Annotated in this window: 23 protein-coding genes; 12 read left to right on the top strand and 11 right to left on the bottom strand. The window is 71.2% G+C overall.

Features of this window, described 5'->3' with window-relative positions; all coding sequences use genetic code 11:
* Positions 1–208: 208 nt before the first annotated feature.
* From WMF22_RS24345 to WMF22_RS24300, 10 genes are all read left to right on the top strand, one after another.
* Positions 209–391, top strand: a complete 183-nt coding sequence (locus tag WMF22_RS24345) for a hypothetical protein (RefSeq protein WP_157906850.1) — start codon at positions 209–211, stop codon at positions 389–391.
* Positions 392–795: 404 nt separating this feature from the next.
* Positions 796–1,062: a 30S ribosomal protein S16 gene (gene rpsP / locus WMF22_RS24340; protein ID WP_012237071.1), complete on the top strand. Its 267-nt coding sequence runs from the start codon at positions 796–798 to the stop codon at positions 1,060–1,062.
* A 1-nt stretch (position 1,063) separates the two neighbouring features.
* Complete coding sequence (locus WMF22_RS24335) at positions 1,064–1,315, top strand: KH domain-containing protein (RefSeq protein WP_012237070.1); 252 nt, start codon at positions 1,064–1,066, stop codon at positions 1,313–1,315.
* Between the two features lie 12 nt (positions 1,316–1,327).
* Positions 1,328–1,840, top strand: a complete 513-nt coding sequence (gene rimM, locus WMF22_RS24330; protein ID WP_437301461.1) for a ribosome maturation factor RimM — start codon at positions 1,328–1,330, stop codon at positions 1,838–1,840.
* A 40-nt stretch (positions 1,841–1,880) separates the two neighbouring features.
* The gene (trmD, locus tag WMF22_RS24325; protein WP_437301460.1) at positions 1,881–2,675 is read left to right on the top strand and encodes a tRNA (guanosine(37)-N1)-methyltransferase TrmD; all 795 of its coding nucleotides are present in this window, start codon (positions 1,881–1,883) and stop codon (positions 2,673–2,675) included.
* Complete coding sequence (locus WMF22_RS24320; protein WP_437301459.1) at positions 2,672–3,247, top strand: RNA methyltransferase; 576 nt, start codon at positions 2,672–2,674, stop codon at positions 3,245–3,247. Before trmD ends, WMF22_RS24320 begins: the two co-directional genes overlap by 4 nt.
* A 71-nt stretch (positions 3,248–3,318) precedes the next feature.
* Positions 3,319–4,500, top strand: a complete 1,182-nt coding sequence (queG, locus tag WMF22_RS24315; RefSeq protein ID WP_438037177.1) for a tRNA epoxyqueuosine(34) reductase QueG — start codon at positions 3,319–3,321, stop codon at positions 4,498–4,500.
* 72 nt (positions 4,501–4,572) lie between these two features.
* On the top strand, positions 4,573–5,520 hold the full coding sequence (locus tag WMF22_RS24310) for a lysophospholipid acyltransferase family protein (protein ID WP_437301457.1): 948 nt from the start codon (positions 4,573–4,575) through the stop codon (positions 5,518–5,520).
* Between the two features lie 89 nt (positions 5,521–5,609).
* Positions 5,610–6,335: a DUF72 domain-containing protein gene (locus tag WMF22_RS24305; RefSeq protein ID WP_437301456.1), complete on the top strand. Its 726-nt coding sequence runs from the start codon at positions 5,610–5,612 to the stop codon at positions 6,333–6,335.
* Positions 6,332–7,381: a hypothetical protein gene (locus WMF22_RS24300; protein WP_437301455.1), complete on the top strand. Its 1,050-nt coding sequence runs from the start codon at positions 6,332–6,334 to the stop codon at positions 7,379–7,381. Before WMF22_RS24305 ends, WMF22_RS24300 begins: the two co-directional genes overlap by 4 nt.
* Before the next feature lie 318 nt (positions 7,382–7,699).
* Here WMF22_RS24300 and rpmB read toward each other — a convergent pair whose 3' ends face one another.
* From rpmB to WMF22_RS24285, 3 genes are all read right to left on the bottom strand, one after another.
* On the bottom strand, positions 7,700–7,924 hold the full coding sequence (gene rpmB, locus WMF22_RS24295; protein WP_012237062.1) for a 50S ribosomal protein L28: 225 nt from the start codon (positions 7,922–7,924) through the stop codon (positions 7,700–7,702).
* A 414-nt stretch (positions 7,925–8,338) separates the two neighbouring features.
* Positions 8,339–9,418, bottom strand: a complete 1,080-nt coding sequence (locus tag WMF22_RS24290) for a hypothetical protein (protein ID WP_437301454.1) — start codon at positions 9,416–9,418, stop codon at positions 8,339–8,341.
* Between the two features lie 13 nt (positions 9,419–9,431).
* Complete coding sequence (locus WMF22_RS24285; protein WP_438037176.1) at positions 9,432–10,295, bottom strand: N-formylglutamate amidohydrolase; 864 nt, start codon at positions 10,293–10,295, stop codon at positions 9,432–9,434.
* Between the two features lie 158 nt (positions 10,296–10,453).
* Here WMF22_RS24285 and xerD point away from each other — a divergent pair, with 158 nt between their 5' ends.
* A complete protein-coding gene (xerD, locus tag WMF22_RS24280; protein WP_437301452.1) occupies positions 10,454–11,344 on the top strand; it encodes a site-specific tyrosine recombinase XerD in 891 nt (296 codons plus the stop codon).
* A 15-nt stretch (positions 11,345–11,359) separates the two neighbouring features.
* Here xerD and WMF22_RS24275 read toward each other — a convergent pair whose 3' ends face one another.
* The 8 genes from WMF22_RS24275 to WMF22_RS24240 form a co-directional block, all read right to left on the bottom strand.
* The gene (locus WMF22_RS24275) at positions 11,360–13,078 is read right to left on the bottom strand and encodes a serine/threonine protein kinase (RefSeq protein WP_437301451.1); all 1,719 of its coding nucleotides are present in this window, start codon (positions 13,076–13,078) and stop codon (positions 11,360–11,362) included.
* A 4-nt stretch (positions 13,079–13,082) separates the two neighbouring features.
* Entirely contained in the window at positions 13,083–13,712 is a 630-nt protein-coding gene (locus WMF22_RS24270; protein ID WP_437301450.1) for a hypothetical protein, read from the bottom strand.
* A 161-nt stretch (positions 13,713–13,873) separates the two neighbouring features.
* Positions 13,874–14,917 (bottom strand): DUF4340 domain-containing protein, encoded by a 1,044-nt coding sequence (locus WMF22_RS24265; protein WP_437301449.1) that lies wholly within the window; start codon positions 14,915–14,917, stop codon positions 13,874–13,876.
* A complete protein-coding gene (locus WMF22_RS24260) occupies positions 14,914–16,917 on the bottom strand; it encodes a Gldg family protein (RefSeq protein WP_438037175.1) in 2,004 nt (667 codons plus the stop codon). Before WMF22_RS24260 ends, WMF22_RS24265 begins: the two co-directional genes overlap by 4 nt.
* The gene (locus WMF22_RS24255; RefSeq protein WP_437301447.1) at positions 16,914–17,639 is read right to left on the bottom strand and encodes an ABC transporter permease; all 726 of its coding nucleotides are present in this window, start codon (positions 17,637–17,639) and stop codon (positions 16,914–16,916) included. Before WMF22_RS24255 ends, WMF22_RS24260 begins: the two co-directional genes overlap by 4 nt.
* On the bottom strand, positions 17,636–18,718 hold the full coding sequence (locus WMF22_RS24250) for an ABC transporter ATP-binding protein (protein ID WP_438037174.1): 1,083 nt from the start codon (positions 18,716–18,718) through the stop codon (positions 17,636–17,638). The genes WMF22_RS24255 and WMF22_RS24250 overlap by 4 nt, the downstream gene beginning before the upstream one ends.
* A gap of 279 nt (positions 18,719–18,997) precedes the next feature.
* On the bottom strand, positions 18,998–19,888 hold the full coding sequence (locus WMF22_RS24245; RefSeq protein ID WP_437301445.1) for a hypothetical protein: 891 nt from the start codon (positions 19,886–19,888) through the stop codon (positions 18,998–19,000).
* Between the two features lie 468 nt (positions 19,889–20,356).
* Positions 20,357–20,668 carry a cupin domain-containing protein gene (locus WMF22_RS24240; protein ID WP_231865009.1) on the bottom strand — a complete coding sequence of 104 codons (312 nt, stop codon included), beginning with the start codon at positions 20,666–20,668 and terminating at the stop codon, positions 20,357–20,359.
* 268 nt (positions 20,669–20,936) lie between these two features.
* Here WMF22_RS24240 and WMF22_RS24235 point away from each other — a divergent pair, with 268 nt between their 5' ends.
* Positions 20,937–22,055: a BMP family ABC transporter substrate-binding protein gene (locus WMF22_RS24235; RefSeq protein ID WP_437301603.1), complete on the top strand. Its 1,119-nt coding sequence runs from the start codon at positions 20,937–20,939 to the stop codon at positions 22,053–22,055.
* Positions 22,056–22,182: the final 127 nt, after the last annotated feature.

Here is a 22,182-nt window from a genome sequence, read left to right as displayed (position 1 = left end):
GACCGGACCTTGAGCCTGAGGAGCATGCGTGCGCAAACCACGCGCCGTGCCGCGTCATGAGCGCTGCGAACATACCACTGTCGGCCCGACCGATAACCTTGACCCGCCATCCCACATTGCTAGATTCGCTTCTAAGAGCGGGGTGCTTTCTCGCAGACCTCGTTCCACCAATTCAGCCGAGCACTCTACGAGGTGGAGGGGTTAGTCGATGCTTCCTCCGTTCATCATCGAGCAAATACGGCAGCGCGAAGAAGAGAAGGATCGGTCCAGAAGAGAAGAAATTCGACCGCGCCTCGAGCTGCCGATCGAACGCTACCCCGCACCTCGTCGTCTTCCGGACTCGGAAGAGGACGATCCCAACCGGGGCGTCATCATCCTCGATCTGGGCTGACGCCACGTGGTGCACGCGCTCCCGCGTGAACCCCGCTGGAAGCGCCGCTCCGGCAGGGTGTCCTGGACGACGTACCTCCGAGACATTCCCTGTTTTTCTCGCAAATTCCACGAAGTTGGCGACCGTGCATGCACGCGGATCTCGGCTCCGCGCTGGCACCGGGCTCGTCCGGCGAGGACGGTTGGCGATTGAGCGAGAGGGGCTTCGAGCAGGCCGCGAGGGCCTGAAAGTTGTCCTCCGCGGACGTGCCCTGCTCGTGCGGGGTTGACCCTCGGCAGGATCTTCGCCTACGTTGCGCCCCCACTTCTGGCGCGGAGCACTGAACGAGCTACGCTCCGGCGCCTCCAGAGCAGGCCGTGCACAACGTGGGCACGGGCTCTTCCATATCGATCGAGGTTCTACAGATGGCCGTTCATATTCGCCTCGCCCGCGCGGGCACCAAGAAGACGCCCTTCTACCGCATCGTCGTCGCCGACCAGCGCAGCCCGCGCGGCGGCAGGTTCATCGAGCGGCTGGGCACGTACGACCCGCGCAGGACCGAGATCCGCCTCGATGTTCCCCGCGTGAGGCACTGGATCTCGAACGGCGCCCAGCCGACGCACACGGTGGCGCTGCTCCTGAAGCACCCTGGGCTGGCCCAGGCGGCCGCCCCCGCGGACGCCGCGAAGTAGCATGGCCTCGTCGACGTCTCCGCTGGTCGATCTCGTCGCGCTCGTTGCCCGCGCGCTCGTCGATCAGCCGGACCGGGTCGTCGTGCGCGAGGTCGCGGGAGACCGCTTCCCCCGGATCGAGCTGACGGTCGCGCGCGAGGATATCGGCAAGGTGATCGGCAAGGACGGGCGCACAGCGCAGTCGATCAGGACGTTGCTGAGCGCCGCCGCGAGCAAGTCGGGGCGCCGCGCGCACCTCGACATTCTCGACTGAGACGAGCCCGACGTGGAGCGACGCTACGTTCCCGTCGCGGATGTCGCCCGTCCGCACGGCGTTCAGGGGGAGCTGCGGTTGCGCCTCTACAACGAGGCGTCCGACCTGCTCCTCACGCGCCCTCCGATCAAGCTGCGCCTTCCCGACGGCTCTGCGCGGGACGCGAAGATCGTGGCGACGCGGCCCGTCGACAAGGCGTTGCTCGTGCGGATCGCCGGGATCGACGACCGGGACGCGGCCGAGGCCCTGCGCGGAGCGACGGTGTGCGTCCCTCGGGACGCGTTCGCGCCGCTCTCCGAGGGCGAGTTCTACGCCTGCGACGTGGAGGGGGCGCGCGTGATGACGCCCGACGGCGATCTGCTCGGGCACGTGAGGTCGCTCCAGTCGTACCCGACCTGCGATGTGCTCGTCGTGGAGAGGCAGGGCGCAGATTCCATCGAGATCCCGCTGACCGAGAGCTTCGTCAGCAGCGTGGACGCGGAGCGGCAGGTCGTCCAGCTGGCCACGCTGGAAGGCCTCGTCTGAGCCGCCGTTCCACGCAAGGGAGCCCGCCTCGGCAAGTTCGATGCGCATCGACGTAGTCACCCTGTTTCCGGAGCTGTTCGAGGGGTTCCTGGCGATCGGCATGGTCGGGCGCGCGCTCGCGTCGGGTGCGCTCGCCGTGCGGACGCGCAGCCCGCGTGAGTTTGGCCTCGGCCGGCACCGGAGCGTGGATGACACGCCTTACGGCGGCGGCTCCGGCATGGTGATGCGCGTCGACTGCATCGTCCGCTGCCTGGAGGCGCTCGACGAAGCCGCCGCCGAAGGCGGTGCGTCGGGCGCGCCTCCCGGGGCCGACGCGACGGCGTCCTCGGGGCCTCTGCCGCGCGCGCACCGGGTGCTGCTCACGCCGCAAGGGCAGCCTTTCCGTCAGGAGAAGGCCATCGAGCTCGCGGCGCGCCCTGCCGTCGCGCTCGTCTGCGGTCGCTACGAGGGGTTCGACGAGCGGGTGCGCGCTTTCGTCGATGAGGAGATCTCGCTCGGCGACTTCGTGATGACCGGCGGCGAGGTTGCGGCGATGGCGGTGATCGATGCGTGCGTGCGCCTGCTCCCAGGGGTGCTCGGGAACGCTGTGTCGGCGGAGCACGAGTCGCACAGCCCCGCGCTGGCAGGGCTCCTGGAGTACCCGCAGTACACCCGTCCCGTGGAGTTCCGTGGGCACAAGGTGCCCGACGTGCTGCAGCAAGGGAACCACGCGGCCATCGCGCGCTGGCGACGAGCGGAGGCCGAGCTGCGGACGGCCCAGCGCAGGCCCGACCTCTGGCGCAAGGCGCGGGGGGGAGAGCCGCCCCCGGACGAGAGCGGCGAGGCGCGGCGATGAGGCTCGCGCTCGCGCTCGTTCACTACCCCGTGCTCGACCGGTCCGGGGAGACGGTGACCACGGCGATCACGAACCTCGATCTGCACGACATGGCGCGGAGCGCGCGCACGTACGGCGCCGAGCGGCTCTTCGTCGTTCACCCGGTCGCCGCTCAGCGCGCGCTGGCAGAGCGGATCAAGGAACACTGGGTGATCGGCTCCGGCAAGCGCCGGATCCCGGATCGCGCGGTCGCGCTCGATGTGCTGAGCGTGGTCCCCAGCCTGGACGACGTGTACTCCGCGCTGAGCGGCGCAGGTCGGCGCGGCGTCGAGGTCTGGACGACCGCGGCGGCCTCGCGAGGGCTCCCGGTGACGAGCTACGCAGCGACCCGCGCGCGCCTCGCGCAAGCGAGCGATCCGGTGGTGATCCTGTTCGGCACAGGCTGGGGCCTCGCGCCGGAGGTCGTCGCCGATGCCGACGTCCGGATCGAGCCGATCAGGGCGGAGGCGAGCACCGGCTACAACCACCTGAGCGTGCGCGCGGCGTGCGCGATCACGCTCGATCGGCTGCTCGGCGACCGGAACGCCGGGTGATCTCGCGTGGCGCGCGGTCCTCGAGCGTGGCGCCAGCACCGCGGCGCGCCGTTCCGGTCCATCCTCCTGCGATGAGCGAGCGCGATGCCGATCGTCCCGCCGGGGAGGCGAGCGCGGCGCGAACGACGCACGACCGGCTGGTGCGCGAGCAGGCGCTCGCGCTCGGCTTCGACGTCGTGGGCGTCGCGCGCGCCGACGAGCCGCTCGGGGTCGAGCACGCACGGTACCTGGAGTTCGTCGCGCGCGGCATGCACGGGGAGATGGGGTACCTCGCGGAGTACGCGGAGCAGCGGCGCCGGCTGGACACCAGCGCGATCCTCGAAGGAGCACGCTCGGTCGTGTGCGTCGGCCGCAGGTATGCGCGGCCCAAGGAGAGCGAGCGGCGCGACCCGCCGCTCGCGCAGAGCGTCGCGCGGTACGCGCGCGGGCAGGACTATCACAACCACCTGAAGCGGCGGCTCCGGCGGCTCGCGGCGTTCATCCGCTCGCTCGCGCCATCCGTGCTCGCGCGGCCGCTCTGCGATGTCGAGCCGGTGATGGAGCGCGTCTGGGCGGCGCGCTCTGGCATCGGTTTCGTCGGCAAGAACGGGCTGATCATCACGCCGGGGCAGGGGAGCTACCAGCTGCTCGGCGAGGTGGTCACCACGCTGGATCTCGTCCCCGACGTGCCCATCGCGGAGCGCTGCGGATCGTGCACGCGCTGCCTCGACGCGTGCCCGACGCAGGCGTTCGACGCGCCGTTCGTGCTCGATCCTCGGCGCTGCATTGCGTACCTGACGATCGAACAGAGGAGCGCGCCGGCCGAGGCGCTGCGGCCCGGTATGGGTGAGCACCTCTTCGGCTGCGACGTCTGCCAGGAGGTATGTCCCTTCAACAGGACCGCGCCCGCGCCCCTCGAGCGCACCGCGCCGTTCCATCCTCTGGCCCGATGGGAAGCGCGGGACGTCGACGACCTCGTGGCGCTCGATGAGCAGGCGTTCGACGCGCTGACCGTCGGGACGCCGGTCCGGCGCGCGCGACGCGGCGGGCTCGCCCGGAACGCGACGATCGTCGCTGCGAACCGGCTGGCGAGCGGCGCAGAGGGCGCGGCGGCAGCGAGCGCGAAGCGCGCGCTCGTCGCAGCGCTCGCCCATGACGACGCATCGGTGCGCGCCGTCGCCGCGTGGGGGGTGAGCCACGCAGGGGGCGGCGAGCCGGCGGGCCCGGGCGCGCCGAGGCATGACGGGTCGAGCGAGGATCCCGGTGCAGGTTGAGGCGCGCCGCCCGCCGCGATCGAGCGCGGCGCGGGAGCGCGGCGGTGCTCGGGCGCTCTTCGCGGGGGCCCGATGATCCGCTACGGTGTGCGCCGGCAAGGCGCCGCGCGCACGAGCACCAACGTGGATCTCCCCTCCAGGCTCCGAGCGCTCCTCGACGATCTACGCCGGCACGATTCCGTCCTCTGGCGGCGGGCGGTCGACGCTGGGGTGACCCACGGCCCGGACCTCCTCGTCCGGCACAGCCCTGCGTTGTTCGGGCTCGTCGTCGGGGCGGTGTTGCCGGAGCAGCGGAGGGCCGTGCGCAGGAACCTCCGGCTGGCGCTGGGCGAGCGGGGGACGCTCGACGAGTACCGCGACGTCGCCCGGGTGTTCATCAACTTCGCCAGCTGTCTCACGGACGCGTTCATCGCGGGCAGCAGCCGGCCCGATCGGCTCACCGGCCTGTGCGTGAACGACGAGCACTTCACGAACGCGTTCCAGCGGGGCCTCGGCGTGATCGTCGTCACGGCGCATACCGGCGGCTGGCAGGCCGCCGCGCCGCTGCTGCGATCGGTGCACGCCGCCGACGTGCTCATCGTGATGCAGCGGGAGCGCGACCAGCGAGCGCAGGCCATCCAGGACGGCACGCGAGATCGGGTCGGCGTACGGATGCAGCACGTGGCCGACGATCCGCTCGCGGTGCTCCCGCTGCTCGCGCACCTCAGGCGGCAGGGCGTCGTGGCCATCCAGATCGATCGGCTTCCGTCCGGGATGCGCGGGCGCGACGTCGAGCTCTTCGGGCGACCCTGGCGCGTCCCGGAGGGCCCGCTTCAGCTCGCGGCGGTCAGCGGCGCGCCGATCGTCCCTGTGTTCACGCGGCGGACCGGCTTCATGGAGTACGAGATCTGCATCGCGCCGCCCATCTCGCTCCCCCGCAAGCCAGGATCGTCCGAGCTCGACGTGGCAGCGCGGCAGATCACGGCGGAGATGGAGCGCTTCCTCCGGGACAACCCGACGCAGTGGTTCCACTTCGAATAAATCAAGGATTTTGCTCCCCAAATGAGAAATCGCGCCGCCGTCGGGCACGCGCTGCATCGGCGCGCAAGCTGGGTTAAGAGTCCGCGCTGATGGCCCGCCTCCTCGTCGGACTGCCCTCGCTCAAGGGCGATATCCAGAAGTACAAAGATCGCTTCGATCTGGTCGAGCTCCGCCCGCTCGATACGTCGCTGCCTCGCGCGACGACGCTCCGCAAATGGCGCAAGGCGGTGCCGCCGGGCTTCGTCTTCAGCGTGGTGCTGCCGCGCGTGGTCGGCGAGCTCGCCGGCGGGCGCGACCTCGACGAGGCGCTCTCGGCCTCGCTCGAGGTGGCGGCCGTGCTGGAGGCGCGGTGCGTCCTGCTCCAGACGCCGGCGTCGCTCCGGCCGACGGCGAGCAACCGCAAGAAGCTCGCGGCGCTCTTCGAGCGCCTGCCCGCCGAGGGGGTCGTGCGCTGCTGGGAGCCCTCCGGGATCTGGGAGCGCGACGACATCGTCGCGACCGCGCGCGCCGCGAAGGTCATCCCGGTGCTCGACGTCGCGCGCGACGCGCCGCCGCCCGGGCCGATCGTCTACACACGGCTGCGCGCGCTCGGGCGGTCCTCGTCGATGGGAGCGGCCGCGCTCGAGCGGGTCGCCGAGCGCCTGCGCGGACGGCGTGAGGTGTTCCTGGTCGTCGAGGGCGACCGCGCGCCGCAGATCAAGTCGCTGCTCGCGGCGGCGCTCGCGCGCACGCCCGATCGCTCGACGGCGTCGGCTGTGGTAAGGCCGACCATGCCCATGCCCAGCACCCTCGTCGCCGAGGACGAGGAGCAGTGATCCGCGGCGCGGCAGCCACCGCGAGCGATCCCTTTGCGGCTTCGGCCGCCCGGGCCGCGCTCGAGTCCTCCGGCAGCGCGATCGACGCGATCGTCGCCGGCTTCTTCGCAGCAGCCGGCGCGCAGCCCGACGTGCTGCTCGCGCCCGCCGTCGCGCTGGCGGCCGGCGTCGGCGTCGGCGCGAGGGCGTTCGATGGACGGGCGATCCAGCCTGGGCGCGGCGCGCCGCGGCCGCGCGGGTTCGTCGATGGGCAGAGCGTCCCGGAGGCCGCGCACGTCGCCGTTCCGCGCTCGCTCGGCATGCTGGTCCTGCTGCACGGCTACCTCGGACGCGCGCGGCTCCGTGAGCTGGTTCGCTCCGGCGTGGTCGCGGCGGAGCGCGCGGGCGCGACCGGGCGCGCCGCGCTGCTCCGTGAGGTCGGCTCGCTCGGCGCGGTGGCGCTCCGGGGGCGCGATGTGGAGCGGGCGCTGCTGGCCGTCGGCGGGGCGGTCGCAGGGGGGACGCTGACCGCCGAAGACCTCGCTGAAGCGGTGCCCGCCGAGGTGGAAGCCGCGTCGACGACGATCGCGGAGGGGGCGACCGCGCTCCAGGCGCCCTGGCCGGTAGGGGACGTGGCGCGACCCACGGACGCCATCGTCGCCTGCGACGGATGGGGCACGGTCGCAGCGCTCGCCTACACGCGCACCGACGATGGCATCACCGTCCCCGAGCTCGAGATCGTGCTGGGCCGCGACGCCGTCCCGGTGCGCCGCGGGATCACGCGCCTCGCCCCCGGCACGCCCCTGCCCGCGGCCGCGCCGATCGGGATCCTCCAGCGCGGCGCCTTCGCGGCTGCGATCGCGCTCGCAGGCAAGCCCACGATCGAGGTGAGCGCCCTCACCGCGCTCCTCGGCGGCACCGCGCTCGAAGCCGCCCTTCATGATGTCCGCACGCAGCAGGGCGCCAGCGCCGCCATCGCCGTCCTGCGCGACGAGCGCGACGCGCGCACGGCCAACCTCGCCGCCGGCTTCATGGCGGGGGCAGGGACGCAGCCCGCGGAGGGGTGAGGCGCAGCGGGCGTCGGCCGGTCGAAGCGGAGATCGGCCGGCCATGCGGCTCTCCAGCCGACGCGGCGCGGGCCATCGAGGGCGCCGTGGAGGAGCGCTGACGCTACAGCGAGGCGCGGCGAGCCGCTGCGCAACGTGCGCTGCGGCCGACGTCTGCCAGCTCGCGCCGGCTGTATGCGCCGCGTGCCGTCACGCACGCGGCGCTTCCAAAGCTGAAGAGGGATGGAGGCGAGCCCCGAGAGGGGAGAACAGAGCGCGGCGCATCCAGCCGCGAAGCGGCGGCCGACATTCAGGCCGGCCGTCGCGTCGGCGCTGGGCCTAGAGCGCGACGCCGTAGCGCTTCGCGTAGGCGACGACGCCGATCTTGTCGATCGTGCGGATGTCGCGCGTCGTGAGGTTGAGCTTCACGAAGCGGTTGAGCTCGGGGACCCAGACGCGCCGGGTCTGGATGTTCACGAGCTGCCAGCGCTTCGTCTTGATGTTGGAGTGGGAGACGTTCTGCGCCAGAAGCTTCCGCTTCCCAGTGATGTCGCTCTTCGCCATGACGTCCTCGGTTGGAAGGGGCCCTGCGTCGGTGCCCCGACCGTAAATCGAATTAGCTGGCCGGGCGCACGCCCTGCGCGGGGGAGCAGGGGGGCTCGGGAGCGCGGGAAAGTGAAGGAAGCCGGGGGACATGTCAAGCGTCCTCCGGGGGATCATCGCCGCCGTGGGCTGGGGGAGCTCGGGGCGCAACGCGGCCGAGCCTCTCCCCTCGGTGTCCCCGACGCCCTACGCGCCTGCTGGCGCGCGGCCTAGAGCGACAAACGGGTTGAAACCACGAGAAAAAGCAGGAATTTCACAGGGAGGCGGGGAGGTGGGGAGTGAGAGACGGCAAGAGGGAGAAAATCATTTTTTTTCTTCCTCCCCGCCTCCCCGCCTCCCTGTGCAAATTCTCCGGGTTTCAACGTGATCGTTGTTCTAGGTCAGCCACTCGCCGCCCGAGGGCGGACGCCGATCCCGCCCGTCCTTCTCATTCTCGGGGCGTGAGTGCAGATCGATACGCCGGGCGTCGGCAGCCAGGCGCCAGGCCAGGATCTGGAACAGGCCCAGGCTCGTGATGGCGGACGTCGCCGCGAACGCAAGGCCCGCGGAGAGCACGATGACGATGTCCCGGGGCGAGAAGGTGTCGAGATGCGCGAGCCTGCCGACGACCAGGTCGGCCGTGAAGGCAAGCACCACCGCGACGGCAAGGAACGACCCGGCGCCCGTCGTCTCCGCACCCATGAACCCGGTAAGGCTGGACAGGACCGCCAGGATCACAAGCAAGGCGCCGAGATGGCCCAGGTGCGGATCGTGCAAAACCAGCTGTCCGATCGCATGCCCGAAGGATGGGAGCGTGACGAGGAAGGCGGCGACGAGCAGCCACCGCGCGCCGCTGTACGCCCTGTAGCGAGACCGGAAGACGAGCGCCGCCGGGAGCCCTATCGCCGCGACGGCCCGGGCGGTTCCCCAGCCGACCGCGGTCCCCGAGCTCTGGAGGCCGAGGACTGTCGCGATCGCCCCGAGCACCACCATGGCGACGGCGCGCTGCCGGTAGCTCACCGACGTGAGCGCGGTGAACAGCGCGACGACGCCCAGGACGAACGCTGGCGGCCCCGCGACAACGCCGTCCGGGCGGAGCCCTGCGATCGACAGGCCGCCGAGCAGAAGGAAGCCGGCGCCCACCGCAGCACACCAGATCCGCGCGGCGTCCTGCGCCGGACGCATCGGCGCCAGGTCCTCCATGAGCGCTTCGGACGCGAGGAGCGGCTTGGTGACGTGCTCGCGCGTGCTCGGGGGCGCCACCTCCATCGGGATGGCCGGGTTCGACTCGTGGCGCCGATCGACCGGAGCGGCGCTGATCGACGCCGCAGCCGGTCCCTCCTGAGCGCGATCGGCCGGGCTCTCGCCGGCTGTGGCGCCCTCCGGCTGGGCAGGTGCTGCCTTTTCGCGTTCGGCGATCGCGCGACGGCTCGCTGGCGGGCGGTCGCGGCTCGCCTCTCCGAAAGGCTTTTCCATTGATGGAGCTGGATCAGATCTCACGGGCGTCGAAGGGAGGGCTGCTGCGGAGCTGACCGAGCAGCTCGGCTGAGGTGAGCCGCGCGACCAGGGTGCGTCCGAAGTCTCGCACGGCAGGGAATCCTTGCCCATCCATGGCAAGGGATTGCTCGTCCATGTACAGCCGGCGTGCAATCTCGATTTGCACGGCGTGGACGGCACGGTGCGGTTGGCCGTAGTGCGCGGTGCTGAAGCCCCCTTTGTAGGGGTCATCATGGCGCACGGAGAAGCCGCAGGCGCGCGCGTGCTGATCGACCGCGTCGATCACCGCGCTCGCGGCGGTCGTCCGCCCGCGCGTGCCGGGGACGATGTCGGCCCGACCGATCGCGCCCTCCGCGTGGCCGCGGCGGCCCTGGCTCGGCATCGAGTGCGCGCAGAGGAGGATCGCGAAGCCGAAGCGCTCGCGCTTGCCGGCGAGGAGCGCGCTGAGGGCGCCGTGATACGGGCGATAGAAGCGGTCGAGCCGGCGCTCCACCTCCTGCCGTGGCAGCCGAGCGGCAAGGATGGGCTCGCCGTCCGTGGTCATGCGCCAGATGAGCCCCCGCGGGTAGGGCGCCCGGCCGCCGCCCTCGACCGCGTCGCCGTCGCAGTCGGCCTCGCTCCGGTTGAGATCGACGACCAGCCGGCTCATCCTGGAGAAGAGGAGCGTCGCCCCCTCGGCCGGAGCGTCCTGGAAGAGCGCGTCGACGTACAGGTCCGCGTCGCGCCCGATGCTGCGCGCCGGCGCGATGGTCCAGGACAGCGACTCGGGATCCACGTGGACCCCCGCGTGCGGTACCTCGACGAGGACCGGGCTTTCCGCTCCGCGGGGCTCGATGACCTCGAAGGCTGACACCACAGGGCCCACTGTGACGCATTCCGCGTCCGGCTGGAACCAGGACGGGGAGGTGAAATGCCGGAAGGGAGGAAGACGTATTGCCGTTCGGGGCGTTCTGGGTCGATCTGCCCCAGCCCGGCTTTCTGGCGCGCTTCGCCGCTTTCGACGTACGGTTGGCCGTGGACCTTGCGACCTGGGTGGACGCCTACCTGGATCACCTTCGCGTCGAGCGGGCTCTGGCGCCCCTGACGCTCGAGGCCTACGGCCATGATCTCGCCAAGCTCGTCGCCCATGCCGAGGCGAGCGGGATCACGACCGTCGACGGGCTCGACCAGGCGCTGATCGGCACCTACCTGGTCGCGCTCGGCCAGGCGGGCATCAGCGCCAGCTCGGCGGCGCGCCACCTCTCCGCGGTCCGCGGGTTCATCCGCTTCCTGCTCCGCGAGCGCCGCATCGAGCGGGATCCGTGCGCGCTGGTCGAGCGACCCAGGGTCGGGCGGCGGCTGCCCAAGGTGCTCTCGTTCGACGAGATCGCGCTCCTCATCGAGGCGCCCGAGCAAGGGACGTTCAAGGGGCTGCGCGATCGCGCGATGCTCCACGTGATGTACGCGGCCGGCTTGCGCGTCAGCGAGGTGGTGCGCCTCAAGCTCGCGGACATCGACCGGCGCAAAGGCATCGTGATGGCGCTCGGCAAGGGGGGGAAGCGGCGGCTCGTGCCGCTCGGCGAGCCGGCGCTCGCCGCCATCGACGCCTACCTGGAGCTGCGCGCGACGCACCCGCGCAGCGCGGCGACCCAGGTGCTGTTCCTCTCGCCGCGCGGCGGGCCGCTCACCAGGCAGGCGGTGTGGAAGCTCCTCGGCGGATATGCGCGCGCCGTGGGCATCGCCAAGCCGAGCTCGCCGCACAAGCTCCGCCACTCGTTCGCGACGCACCTGCTCGAGGGGGGCGCGGATCTCCGGAGCGTCCAGGCGCTCCTCGGTCATGCGAACGTCGTGACGACCGAGATCTACACGCACCTCGCCGACGACCACGTGCGCGCCGCGTACCGTCGGGCGCACCCTCGCGCGTGAGCGCGCGCAAGATGGCTATTTGCAGCGCTTGAGGAATTTGCCGCAAGGCTTGCTCGCCGGCTGCCCCGCTGGCTGAGCCGGGGGGATCTCGGTGAGCTGGAACTCTTGCACGAGCGGCGTTCCGGCCTTGACGACCACGCTCAGGCTCCGCGGGAAGTAGCCGGTTCGCTTGACGCTCACCTTGTGAACCCCAGGGGTGAGCCCGATCTCGACCTCCGGGGCCTGCGTCACCTTGCCGTCGATGGTGATCTCCTCGCAGGCGACGGGCTTGCAGGAGATCTTCACCGTCGCGTCGGTCGCCACGCCGGCGTCGGTCGAGGCGCCGGCGTCGGTCGGGGGCTCGGCGCTCGGGGTCCCGGCGTCGGCGGCTGGCGCGCTGTGGGCTGGCTCGGGCGGAGCGGGCTCGGCCGACGGCGCGGGGGGAGCCGCCGCAGAAGCGCTGGTCGAGGCGCTGGGGCCCGGCTGCGCCTCGTCCTTGCGGTCCAGGACGTACCACGCGGCGGCCGTGCCCCCGACGAGCAGCACACCAACGATGCCCACCATCAGGGAGGCCGCCTTGCTCCACGGCGACCTGGGCGCGGTGCTGACCGCCGTCAGCGCGGGGACGCCGCTTCGACGGGCTGCTGTCTGGCTCTGGGCCGAAGGCGGCGGCGCCTGTCCGGAGGGCGCGTCGGCAGATGGCTGCGGCGAGGGTGAAAACGGCGCGTGCGACGGCTGCGGCGGGGGTGAAAACGGCGAGGGCACCAGCTGCGTGGCGTCGGCGGGCGGCAAGGGCGCGGGCGCGCTCGCCGCGGTGACGGCGACGGCCGGCGGCGCGGGCGCGACCGCCTCGTTCACCGAAGGAGACAGGGCGAGCGTCGAGCCCACCTCGATCGCGGCCGCCGAGAAGCCGCTGAGCATGGCCGCGAGCTCGCTCGCGGAGCGGAAGCGCTCGCGCGGATCGTGCGCCAGCGCGCGCGCGAAGGCGCCGTCGAGCACAGGGCTCAGCGGGACGCCGAGCTCCGCGGCCCGCACGGACGCGGCGAGGCGCGGCGCCATGAGCTCGCGCTGCCAGCCCTGGACGTCCACCTGACCCTGGCAGGAACGCCAGTACGAGCGGCCCGTGAGCGCGAAGAAGGAGAGCAGCGCCGCGGAGAAGATGTCGGCGGCAGGCCCCGCCTGGCCGCCCGGCTGAAGCTGCTCGGGCGCCAGCCACGGCGCGGAGAGGACATACCCCTCCTGCGTCGGCACCATGCTCCGCGCGAGGGACGGCCCGAAGTCGGTGAGCTTCACGCTGCCCGGAGCGCTCGGGTCGATGAACAGGTTCGTCGGCTTGAGGCCGTGGTGGGGGACCTCGCGGGCGTGGGCAGCGTCGAGCACCGCCGCGAGAGAGCGGAGCATCGAGCCGACCTCCTCGAAGCCCATCGGCCGGCGACGCGCGAGCTCGGCGAGCGACGGGAACGGGATCATGTCCGTCACCGTGAAGGGCGCGGCCGTCGCCGGGTCGTAGCCGGCCTCGAGGATGTGCGCGGCGAGCTCTGGCGGCAGCCTGTTCGTCTCGGCCACGTACCGCTGGAGGTGCTGCATCGCGTCCGCGCGCTGGCCGACGACCGGCGAGTACAGCTTGAGGGCGACGTCGCGCGCTTGCGCCGTCACCGCGCGGAAGGTGGCCGTCGCGCCCCCGTAGCCGAGGAGCGAGCGGACCGAGAACCTCCCCGCGATGACGCTGCCTGGCGCGACGTTCGGTGCCGTCACGCGATCACTCCGCCGCGACCGAGATCGACTCGATCGATTGCAGGATGGTCTCGTCGGCGCCGGAGTTGTCGTCCTCGGGGACGAAGCCGAGCCCCAGCACGATCTCCCCGTCCTTCCCGGTGTCGCCGAAGATCAGCAGCGGGCCCTTCCTGGTCCCGCGGAGGGCGCCCTCCTTCTGCCACAGGCCGATCTTCCGCCCGGCGACGTCCTTGATGTCGTCGGGCTTCTTCCAGTTCACCTTCTTCTTCGGCAACGTCACGTTGATCTCGCGCGCCAGCGCCTCGAGCGCGGCGTCGCGCTTCTCGAGCGCCTGCTTGCCCTCGCCCGCGTCGACCTGCGCCGTCGCGAAGGCCGGGCCCTCGTCCGCGGCCTGCGCGATCGTGGCGCTCTCCGCCTGGGCATAGGTCCAGCCCGTCGCGGGGGTGAACACGAGTGAGCTCTGGGCGATCTTCGCCCGGGTCGACGCCTCTGCCTGGCACTGCTCGTCGAGCGCCTTGCAGGGCTTCGGAGCAGGGGGAGGCGGAGGTGGTGGCGCCGCGGTCACGGTCGGCGGCGGCGCTACGGGTTGCGGTGGCGGCGGCGAGCTGCAGGCCGCGGCGAGCGCCGCCGCAGCGCCCAGCGCTAGGGTAGGCAATCGTCGGAAGAACATTGCGCCCGAGCGTTGCAGGACCGGACCCGGTACGGCAAGTAAAGAGCGACTGGGGGAGACAGCTTGCGCCCCAGGGCGCGGCCGGCGCCGCGCGGAAGGCTGACCGCGCCGGGCGGCTGCTCCGGCGCGGTCGCGAGGCGCAAGGGCTACTTGACGACGGCGCCGACGTCCTGTTCGACCTGCTCGGCGACGCCTACCGGCACCTTGCCGTGAAGGCGGGTGCGCTCCGTGACCAGGAAGTAGTCGGGCTTGCCGCTCGCCCCGGGGGGCCCCTTCACGAGCTCGGCGAAGCCGATGTCGCCGGAGCGGCCGGTGTACTCGATCCGCACCACGACCTCCTTCTGCTCCGGGGCAGCGGCCACGTACTCGGTGGGACGGAGACGGTCGAGCTTGCTCATCCAGTTGCCGACCGTCTCGTCGTTCTGCTCGGGGCTCGCCGGATCGGCCCAGAACTTCTTGCCCTCGTCGCCGCTGCGCACGACCTCGCGGCGCTTGTCCCCGGCGATGACGCGCGCCCTGGCGAGATCGACGTCCTTCCACTCGTGCAGATCCCGCTCCAGGAGCCGTGACTCCGCGGTGTCGAGATCGCGGTAGATGTCGCCCTTGATGGCGTACACCTCGCCCGTGGCCTCGTCGCGCGCGTACCGGTCCGCGCCGCCGGGCGTCGCGCCGCCGAGGACCAGCTTTCGCTCGGCGCCGCGCAGCTTGACGGTGAGCGTGCCCTCGGGCTCGGCCAGCCCGAACTCGGCCGCGCGGTCGTCCGCGATGCGGCCGATCGAGCGCAGCGCCTTCAGCGGCGCGATCGCCTCGGCGAGCTTGTTGCCGGCGGCCACCGAGACGAACGTCGTCGTCTTGACCGTCGGCTCAGGCTCCGCGGGCGGCTCGTCGTCCTGCGCTCCGTCGTCGGGGCTGTGCGGGTCCTTCGGCTTCTCGGCCGGGGGCGTCGTCTTGCGCTCCGCCGTGCCGACGAAGTAGCGGCCCTCCTTGTCCTTCTTCGCCTCGAGGACGACCGTCTTCGATTTGCCCTCGAAGGCGATGCGCTCGACGTCGTCGGCGCGGCCGGTCCAGACGGTCACGTCGGCGACCGAGAGGGCGGCCGCCTTGTCGTCGCGCGTCCAGACGAGGACCGCGGACAAGGCCGCGACCACAAGAAGGCCGAGGTGCACGAAAAAGCTGCGTTCCAACCTCATGCGCGCCTCCCGCTCCCGCGCCGCCCGCGGCGCGTGATGAAGAGCCCGAGACCCAGCACCATGGCCGGCGCCACGAGGATCGTGGCCCAGAACCACACCTGGTCCTTCTCCTTCGTGTGCTCGATCCGGACGTCCTCGCTCGTCGTGATCTCCCCGGCGAAGCTCTCCTCGCCGCCGAGCCACCGGAGCGCGTCGAGCGCGAGCACGATGTTGGGTTCGTTCCTGAACGCCGCGTCGCTGAACACGTCGGCGTCGGCGACCACGAACGCGCGCAGCTCCTTCTTCTCCTTGTCGTCCCCGCCAGGCGCGAGCTCCTTCGAGACCGCCGCGGCGAGGTTGTAGACGCTGCGCTTCTCGCCGCCTTCGTCGAACTTGAAGTTGCCGTTCGCGTCGGCGAACGTCTCGCCCAGCGAGCGGACGACGAAGTCGATCTTGAGGCCGCCGTTCTCGCGCTTGTCGAGCGACGACGCTCCCGGGAAGATCGTCGGCGCCTGCTGCGCGTGGCGGCTCAGCGTCGACACCGAGGCGTGCGAGGAGTACCGCGTCGTGACCAGCATCGCCTGGTCCGAGTCGTTGTAGCGCCGCCGCACGTAGACCCGATCGTTCGCCAGGACCTCGGGCTTCCACGTGAGCCCCACGGCGCCGGCGAGCGGATCCAGATCGACCTTGGCGTCCGGATCGAGCGCGAGCAGGAGGTGCCCGCCCTCATCGGCGTGCCGCTTGAGCGCCGCGACCTCCTCCGGGAGGAACGCCTTCTGCGGGCCGAGCACGATGACGACGCTCGCGTCCTTCGGGATCTCGCTGCCGAGCCCCTGGGCGAGCCCGAGGTCCTTGACGACGTAGTTCTGGGACTCGAGCAGCTTGCGGAGGTTCTTGGTCGTCCGCCCCTCGGGGGAGCTGGCCGACTCGTTCAGCTCGCCGTGGCCGACCGTCAGGTACGCGGTGCGCTGCGGCCGGATCACCTTGAGCAGCACCTTCTGGAAGTCGGCGTCGAGGCTCTTCAGCTTGGCGCCCGCGCTCTTGATGTCGGAGCCGACGGTGAGCGTCTCGCGCGAGCCGTCGCGCGAGAGCACGATGACGCCGTCCTGCGTGACCTTCGCCTCCTTGGCGAGCGCGGGGACGAGCAGGCGATCCTGCACCTCCACCGTGATCTGGGGCGACGCCGCCTTCACCTCGCGCAGGTAGCCCTCCACCTCGGCGCCGACCTCGTTCTGCTGCGGGTAGAAGGCCGTGATCTTGAGCGGCGCGGTCAGGCTCTCGGCGACGCGCTTCGTGGACTCGCCCGGGCGGGCGGTGCGGTAGTACGAGAAGTCCGCCTTGAGATCGAGCTTGCCCGCGGCGAACACGAAGAGCGCGGAGTAGACCGCGGCGAACCCGAGCGTCAGGCCCGAGAGCGTCGCGGCGCGCACCCGCCGGCCCTCGATGCGCTCGGCGCGCCGCATCGGCGCGAGCGCCGCCTCGCCGAAGAACAGCGGCACCGTCGCCATGACGAGCAGCGCGACCCAGGCGACCGTCGTGGCCGCGTCGATGCGCCCGCGCAGCTCGGGCGCGGCGCGCGAGACGCCGACCATGGCCTGCCCCACGTCGGTCGTGGTGAAGTAGGCCGCCACCGCGACGACGCCGAGCGCCGACAGGATCGCGAGCGCGCGCTCGACCGCGCGGCGCTCGCCCGACTCGCGCACCGCGGCCGCGAAGCGCAGCGCGGTGACGAGGACCAGGGTCAAGAACCCGAGCCCCGACAGGGCATAGCGGAGCCACTCGATCGTGGGCACCACGCGCTCGCCGAGGAAGAGGGCGAGGAGCGCGCCCGCGTACGCCGGGACCATCCAGCCCCCGGCGCGGAGCGCGGGCGGCGCGGGCGGCGCGGGCGGCGCGGGCGGCGCGGCGGGCGCCGGCTCGCCGGCCGGCGGGGCCTCTCGCCCTGCGTCCGGCGGGGGCGCGGAGCCCGCTCCCTCGCCGCGGATCTCGGCCTCGTCGGCCTGACCTTGCTTGTCCTTCACCGCCACCTCCGCGCCTTCAGGGTGTGGGTCGCGGCGAGCAGGAAGAAGTACGCGACCGCGACGTAGTAGACGACGTTCTCCAGCCGGAGCACGCCGTTCAGGAACGGCTTCTGGTTGAGCGGGTAGAGGTTCAGCGCGCTCACGACGTCGTTGAGCGGCGGCTCCGTGACGCGGGCGACGAGGAACAGGAAGCCGAGCGTCCCGATGATCGCCGCCCCGAGGATGACCGCGATGACCTGGCTCGCCGCGAGCGTCGAGGCGAAGAGCCCGATCGCGAGCGACGCGGCGCCGAGCAGCAGCACCCCGGAGTAGCCGACCAGGATGTGCCCGACGGACACCTTGCCGTTCACGAAGATGAGCAGCGGCATGTAGATCGTGATCGCCGTCATGAGCGAGACCAGCGCGAGCGCGGCGAGGAACTTGCCGGCGATGATCTCGCCGTCGCGCACGGGCGCGGTCTTGAGCAGGATGAGCGTCCCGCTCTCGCGCTCGCCGGCGATGAGCCGCATCGAGAGGATGAGCGCCGCGACCATCGTGATGAACGCCGTGCCGTCGAAGAACTTGAGCAGCACCTCCGCCGACAGCCGCGCGCCCGAGCCGAGCGCCGCGACCTGGAAGTAGATGCCGTCGATGAGCAGCGCAGCGGCGGCGACGACGTACCCGAGCGGTGATCTCAGGTACGCGGACAGCTCCCGCCGCGCGACGAGCAATGTCCCTCTCATGTCTCGCCCTCGCCTTCCTCCGCCTGCTCCTCCGCAGGGGCCTTCCTTGCGTCGCCGCCGGCGCTTCCCCTGCCGGCCGCGGCGGACCTGTCCTTCGCCCCGGGCGCCCCGCGCGTGGCGAGCCGCAGGAACACCGACTCGAGCTCGCGCTCGCTCCGCTTCACCTCGAGGATGCCGATGCCCGCCTGCACGAGCTCGGCGCACAGCGCCGCGCGCACGTCGCGGTCGGCCTCGACCGCGAAGCTCACGACGTCGCTCCCCGGCTCGGTCGTGGTGAGCTGCTCGACGGACGTGACGCCCTCCACCTCGCGGGCGAGCTCGAGCGCCTTCGCCGCCTCGCCGCGCGCCACGCGGTAGCCCGCGCCTTCGGCCGCGGGGCCGCGCACCGTGAGCTCGACCCGGACGCCGTGGAGCAGCTTGGCCGAGAGCTCCTGCTCGGTCCCCTGCGCGCCGATCTCGCCGTCCCGGATCACGAGGATGCGATCGCACGTCTCGCTGATCTCGGAGAGGATGTGGCTGGAGAGCACGATGGTGTGCTTGCCGCGCAGGCTCCGGAGCAGGGCGCGCATCTCGACGATCTGCACGGGATCCAGGCCGCTGATCGGCTCGTCCAGGACGAGCAGCCGCGGCTTGTGCACGATCGCCTGCGCGATGCCGACGCGCTGCTTGAAGCCGTGGGACAGCGAGCTGATGGGATCCGCGGCCACGTCGTCGAGCTGCGTCACCGCGAGCGCCTCGGCCACCCGCGCGTCGGCCGCGCCGGCGTCGACGCCGCGCAGGCGCGCGGCGAAGTGGAGGAAGGCGCGCACGCTCATCTCGTCGTAGAGCGGCGGCCTGTCGGGGAGGTATCCGATGCGGGACCGCACCTCGTGGGGGTGGTCGACGACATCCAGTCCGTCCACGAGCACGCGGCCCGCGGACGGGAGCAGATCGCAGGCGAGGATCCTGAGCGTCGTCGTCTTGCCCGCGCCGTTCAGGCCGAGCAGGCCGACGATCTCTCCCGCCTCGATCGAGAACGACAGGGGCCCGATGGCCTTCCGGTCGCCGTAGTACTTGTATAGGTCGCTGATTTCGATCACGGCCGTGCACCCCTCCGCGAAGGGAAGAAGCTCTCCGCGCCGGCGATTCGGACGCCGCAGTGCGCGGCGGCCCAGGCGCCAGCGGCCCCTTACAACAGCGGGAGGCGGAAATCATTCCCGACGCGGCGCGCGCGGGGGCTTGCTCCGGAGCGGGGTCCCGCTCCCCCCAGACGCATCGAGCGGGACACCCGGTGAAGTGGTGAGCGAAGCGACCAGGACGTGATGGATCTCAGCCTGCAGCGCGGCAGGGGAGGCGATCCGGCAGCGCTCGTCCCGCCGTCAGCAGTGCTCGGCGATGATGGCCCAGCAGGCGTCCGCGAACTCGCGGTACGTCGATCGGTCGAGCGTCGCCTGCGTCACGGGCATCACGTCCTGGTGCTCGGCGAGCATCGGGCGCAGCGCGCCCTCGATGTCCGCGCTCGTCTCGATCCACAGGAACTCTTCGATGCCGTCGGTGATCTGGCCGCGGATGAGCTTCGGCACCTCGCTCAGGCGGACCTTCTTCGGGCTCCGCCGCGCGATCGACGAGGCGATCTGCTCGGCGTGCGCCGGCCACCGCTTGAGCGCGCTGTGGAACGTGGAGCCGACGAGCCGGAGGATCTGCTGCGCGAGCATCGCCACGCGCGGGCGCTGCACGCGCTCCTCGTTCTCCGCCACCATCGCCAGGTAGTCGTCGCTCAGGAGCTTGCGCAGGTCGCTCGAGAGGATCTGCTGCGACTCCGGCGTCATCCGCAGATCCGCGACGTGCGCGAGGAAGATGTCCCGCAGCATGGTCAGCCGCGCCGTCACCGAGCCGGTCGGGGTCGTGTCGAGGATCTCGGCGAGCGGGTCGATCAGCCGGCGCCCGAAGGTGGTGAGGATGTGATCGAGGATCCGCTTCTGGTGCTGCTTGTGGCCGAGCACGGACAGCGCGCGCGCGATGTGCGCCTTGCTCGGCGCGTCGACGAGGATCTCCAGCGGCTGGTCCTGCGGCTTCCCCTCGTACATGCGCAGCGACGCGAACATCTCGCGGAACGCGTCCGCCGCTGCCGCCCCCTCGCCGGGCTCGCCGTAGACCCGGATGACGAGCCCCGAGTCGGGACCGGCGTCGAACAGCCGCCGGAGCTCTTCCCGGATGTCCTCGTCCGTGACGAGCGGCCCCGGAGGGAGCGATTTCCCGCGCGAATCCATGAGCGTCCAGCCTACGGCAAAGCGCAGCGTACCTGAACCTCTGTGCCCCGAGAAAGCGAGCGCCGGAGGGCGCGCTCGCGGTCCGGTGAGGACGTGCCTGCGGAGATGTCGTACTCCGGACCCCGGTCAGGCCGGCGTGGTGCCGCTGACCTTCGTGTCTGGAAGCGGCGAAGCCCCGCAGGGCGCGAGGGGAGCGAGGAGACGTCCTGATAGCGGCCTGGGTGTCCTGATGCGGGGACCGGTGTCCTGATGAGCAGCCCGGATGTCCTGATGAGCGGCCCGGATGTCCTGATGCGGGGACCGGTGTCCAGATGAGCGGCCCGGATGTCCAGATGAGCGGCCCGGATGTCCAGATGAGCGGCCTGGATGTCCTGATGCGGGGACCGGATGTCCTGATGCGTCGGCGTCCGCGGGGGGCCCGTTGGGCTCCCGCAGGACGTTGCGCACCTCCGGCGGGCGGCGCTTACGTCAGATGAAGACGACGGGCTGCTCCCAGATCGCGAGGACGATGCAGCCCTCGGCGCTCGAGACGCTGTGGCGGCTGCCCGGGGCGTTCATCACGAGCGTGCCGGCGCGGTGGTGCCCGCGCTCGTCCGACTGCGATCCTGTGAGCACGAAGATGTGTTCATGGCCACGGTGGACGTGCTGCGGCACGGATGCCCCCGGCGCGTAGCGCAGGAGCGCGGCCGACGCGCCTGCGTCGCTGCTGCCGTAAAGGCGGTGAATCTCGACGCCCTCCCGGAGGCGCCGCCAGGGGACCGACTCCGGATGAGCGGCCATCGTTGCCACATTCGCAATGATGAATGGCAACTGCACAGGCACGAAATCCCGCGTCGCTGCTGGAAGTGTAGCTGTCATCGCGAATCTCCAGTGTTGATGGAACCATGCCACAGCGCGCGGTGCGCGCTCAACGGCAATCACGCGAAGCGCGCAAAATTCACGCGTGGGAAAAGTTTCAGAAATGAGGAGTCGCGTACACATCCATGGCGTGAAGAGCAGACCGAGAACTCCTGTGTCCCCCGTCTTCCCCGTGTTCCCCGCGGCCGGCGTGGCACGGGGGCAGCGTTTCCTCGCCATCCTCCGCCCACTGCTCCTCTCGCTCTCGCTCCTGCCGTCGGCCGGCTGCAGCAAGGAGGGGTCGAGCGATCAGCCGCTCACGGTGGGCTTCATCTACGTCGGCCCCAGGGACGACTACGGCTACAACCAGGCGCACGCCGAGGGGGCCGCCGCGCTGGCCAAGCTGGCCGGCGTGAAGACCCGTGAGGAGGAGAACGTCCCCGAGACGGTCGCCGTGCAGAAGACGCTCGAGAGCATGATCAACCTCGATGGCGCGACGGTGATCTTCCCGACGTCCTTCGGCTATTTCGATCCGCACATCCTCAAGGTGGCGGAGAAGTTCCCGGACAAGATCTTCCTCCATTGTGGCGGCCTCTACGACGGGTCGAAGCACCCGAGCAACGTCGGCAGCTATTTCGGTTACATCGACGAAGCCGAGTACGTGTCCGGCATCGTCGCCGGGATGACGACGAAGAGCGGCAAGCTCGGGTTCATCGCCGCGAAGCCGATCCCGCAGGTGCTCCGCAACATCAACGCCTTTACGCTGGGCGCCCGGAGCGTGAACCCGAGCGTGACGACGGCCGTGATCTTCACCGGCGACTGGTCGATGCCCGTCAAGGAGGCGGAGGCGGCCAACAGCCTCATCGACCAGGGCGTCGACGTCCTGACCGCCCACGTGGACTCACCCAAGGTGATCATCGAGCTCGCGGAGCGGCGCGGCGCGTTCAGCACCGGCTACCACACGAACCAGGCGACGCTCGCCCCAAGGGGGTACCTGACCGGCGCCGAGTGGAACTGGTCCAAGGTCTACACCGATTACATGACGTTCATCCGCGAGGGGAAGCCGTATCCGCACCTCCTGCGCGGCGGCTTCAAGGAGGGGTACATCAAGATCTCACCCTATGGCCCCGCCGTCTCCGAGGAGGCGAAGAAGAAGGCCGAGGAGGCGAAGGCGAAGCTCACGGAGGGCACGCTCACCATCTTCCAGGGGCCCATCATGAACAACGAGGGCAAGGTGGTGATCGCCGATTCAGTCGCGCAGCAGCAGACCGACATCGCGCTCGAGAGCATGGATTACCTCGTAGCCGGCGCCCTCGGCTCGACCCACTAGAGCGGTGGCCACCCGCTTCGGATACGGGCCCATCTCGACGTTTTCGGTGCTCAGCGCACTGGAGTGCGCTTCCGCGCCGAAAACGCCGATCTGGGCCCGTCTCCTGTGCGGGTGACCACCGCTCTGG

Source organism: Sorangium sp. So ce204, assembly GCF_051526795.1.
GTDB lineage: Bacteria > Myxococcota_A > Polyangia > Polyangiales > Polyangiaceae > Sorangium > Sorangium cellulosum_B.
The sequence above is the reverse complement of the archived record's forward strand: the minus strand, read 5'-3'. Positions and strand labels throughout refer to the sequence as shown.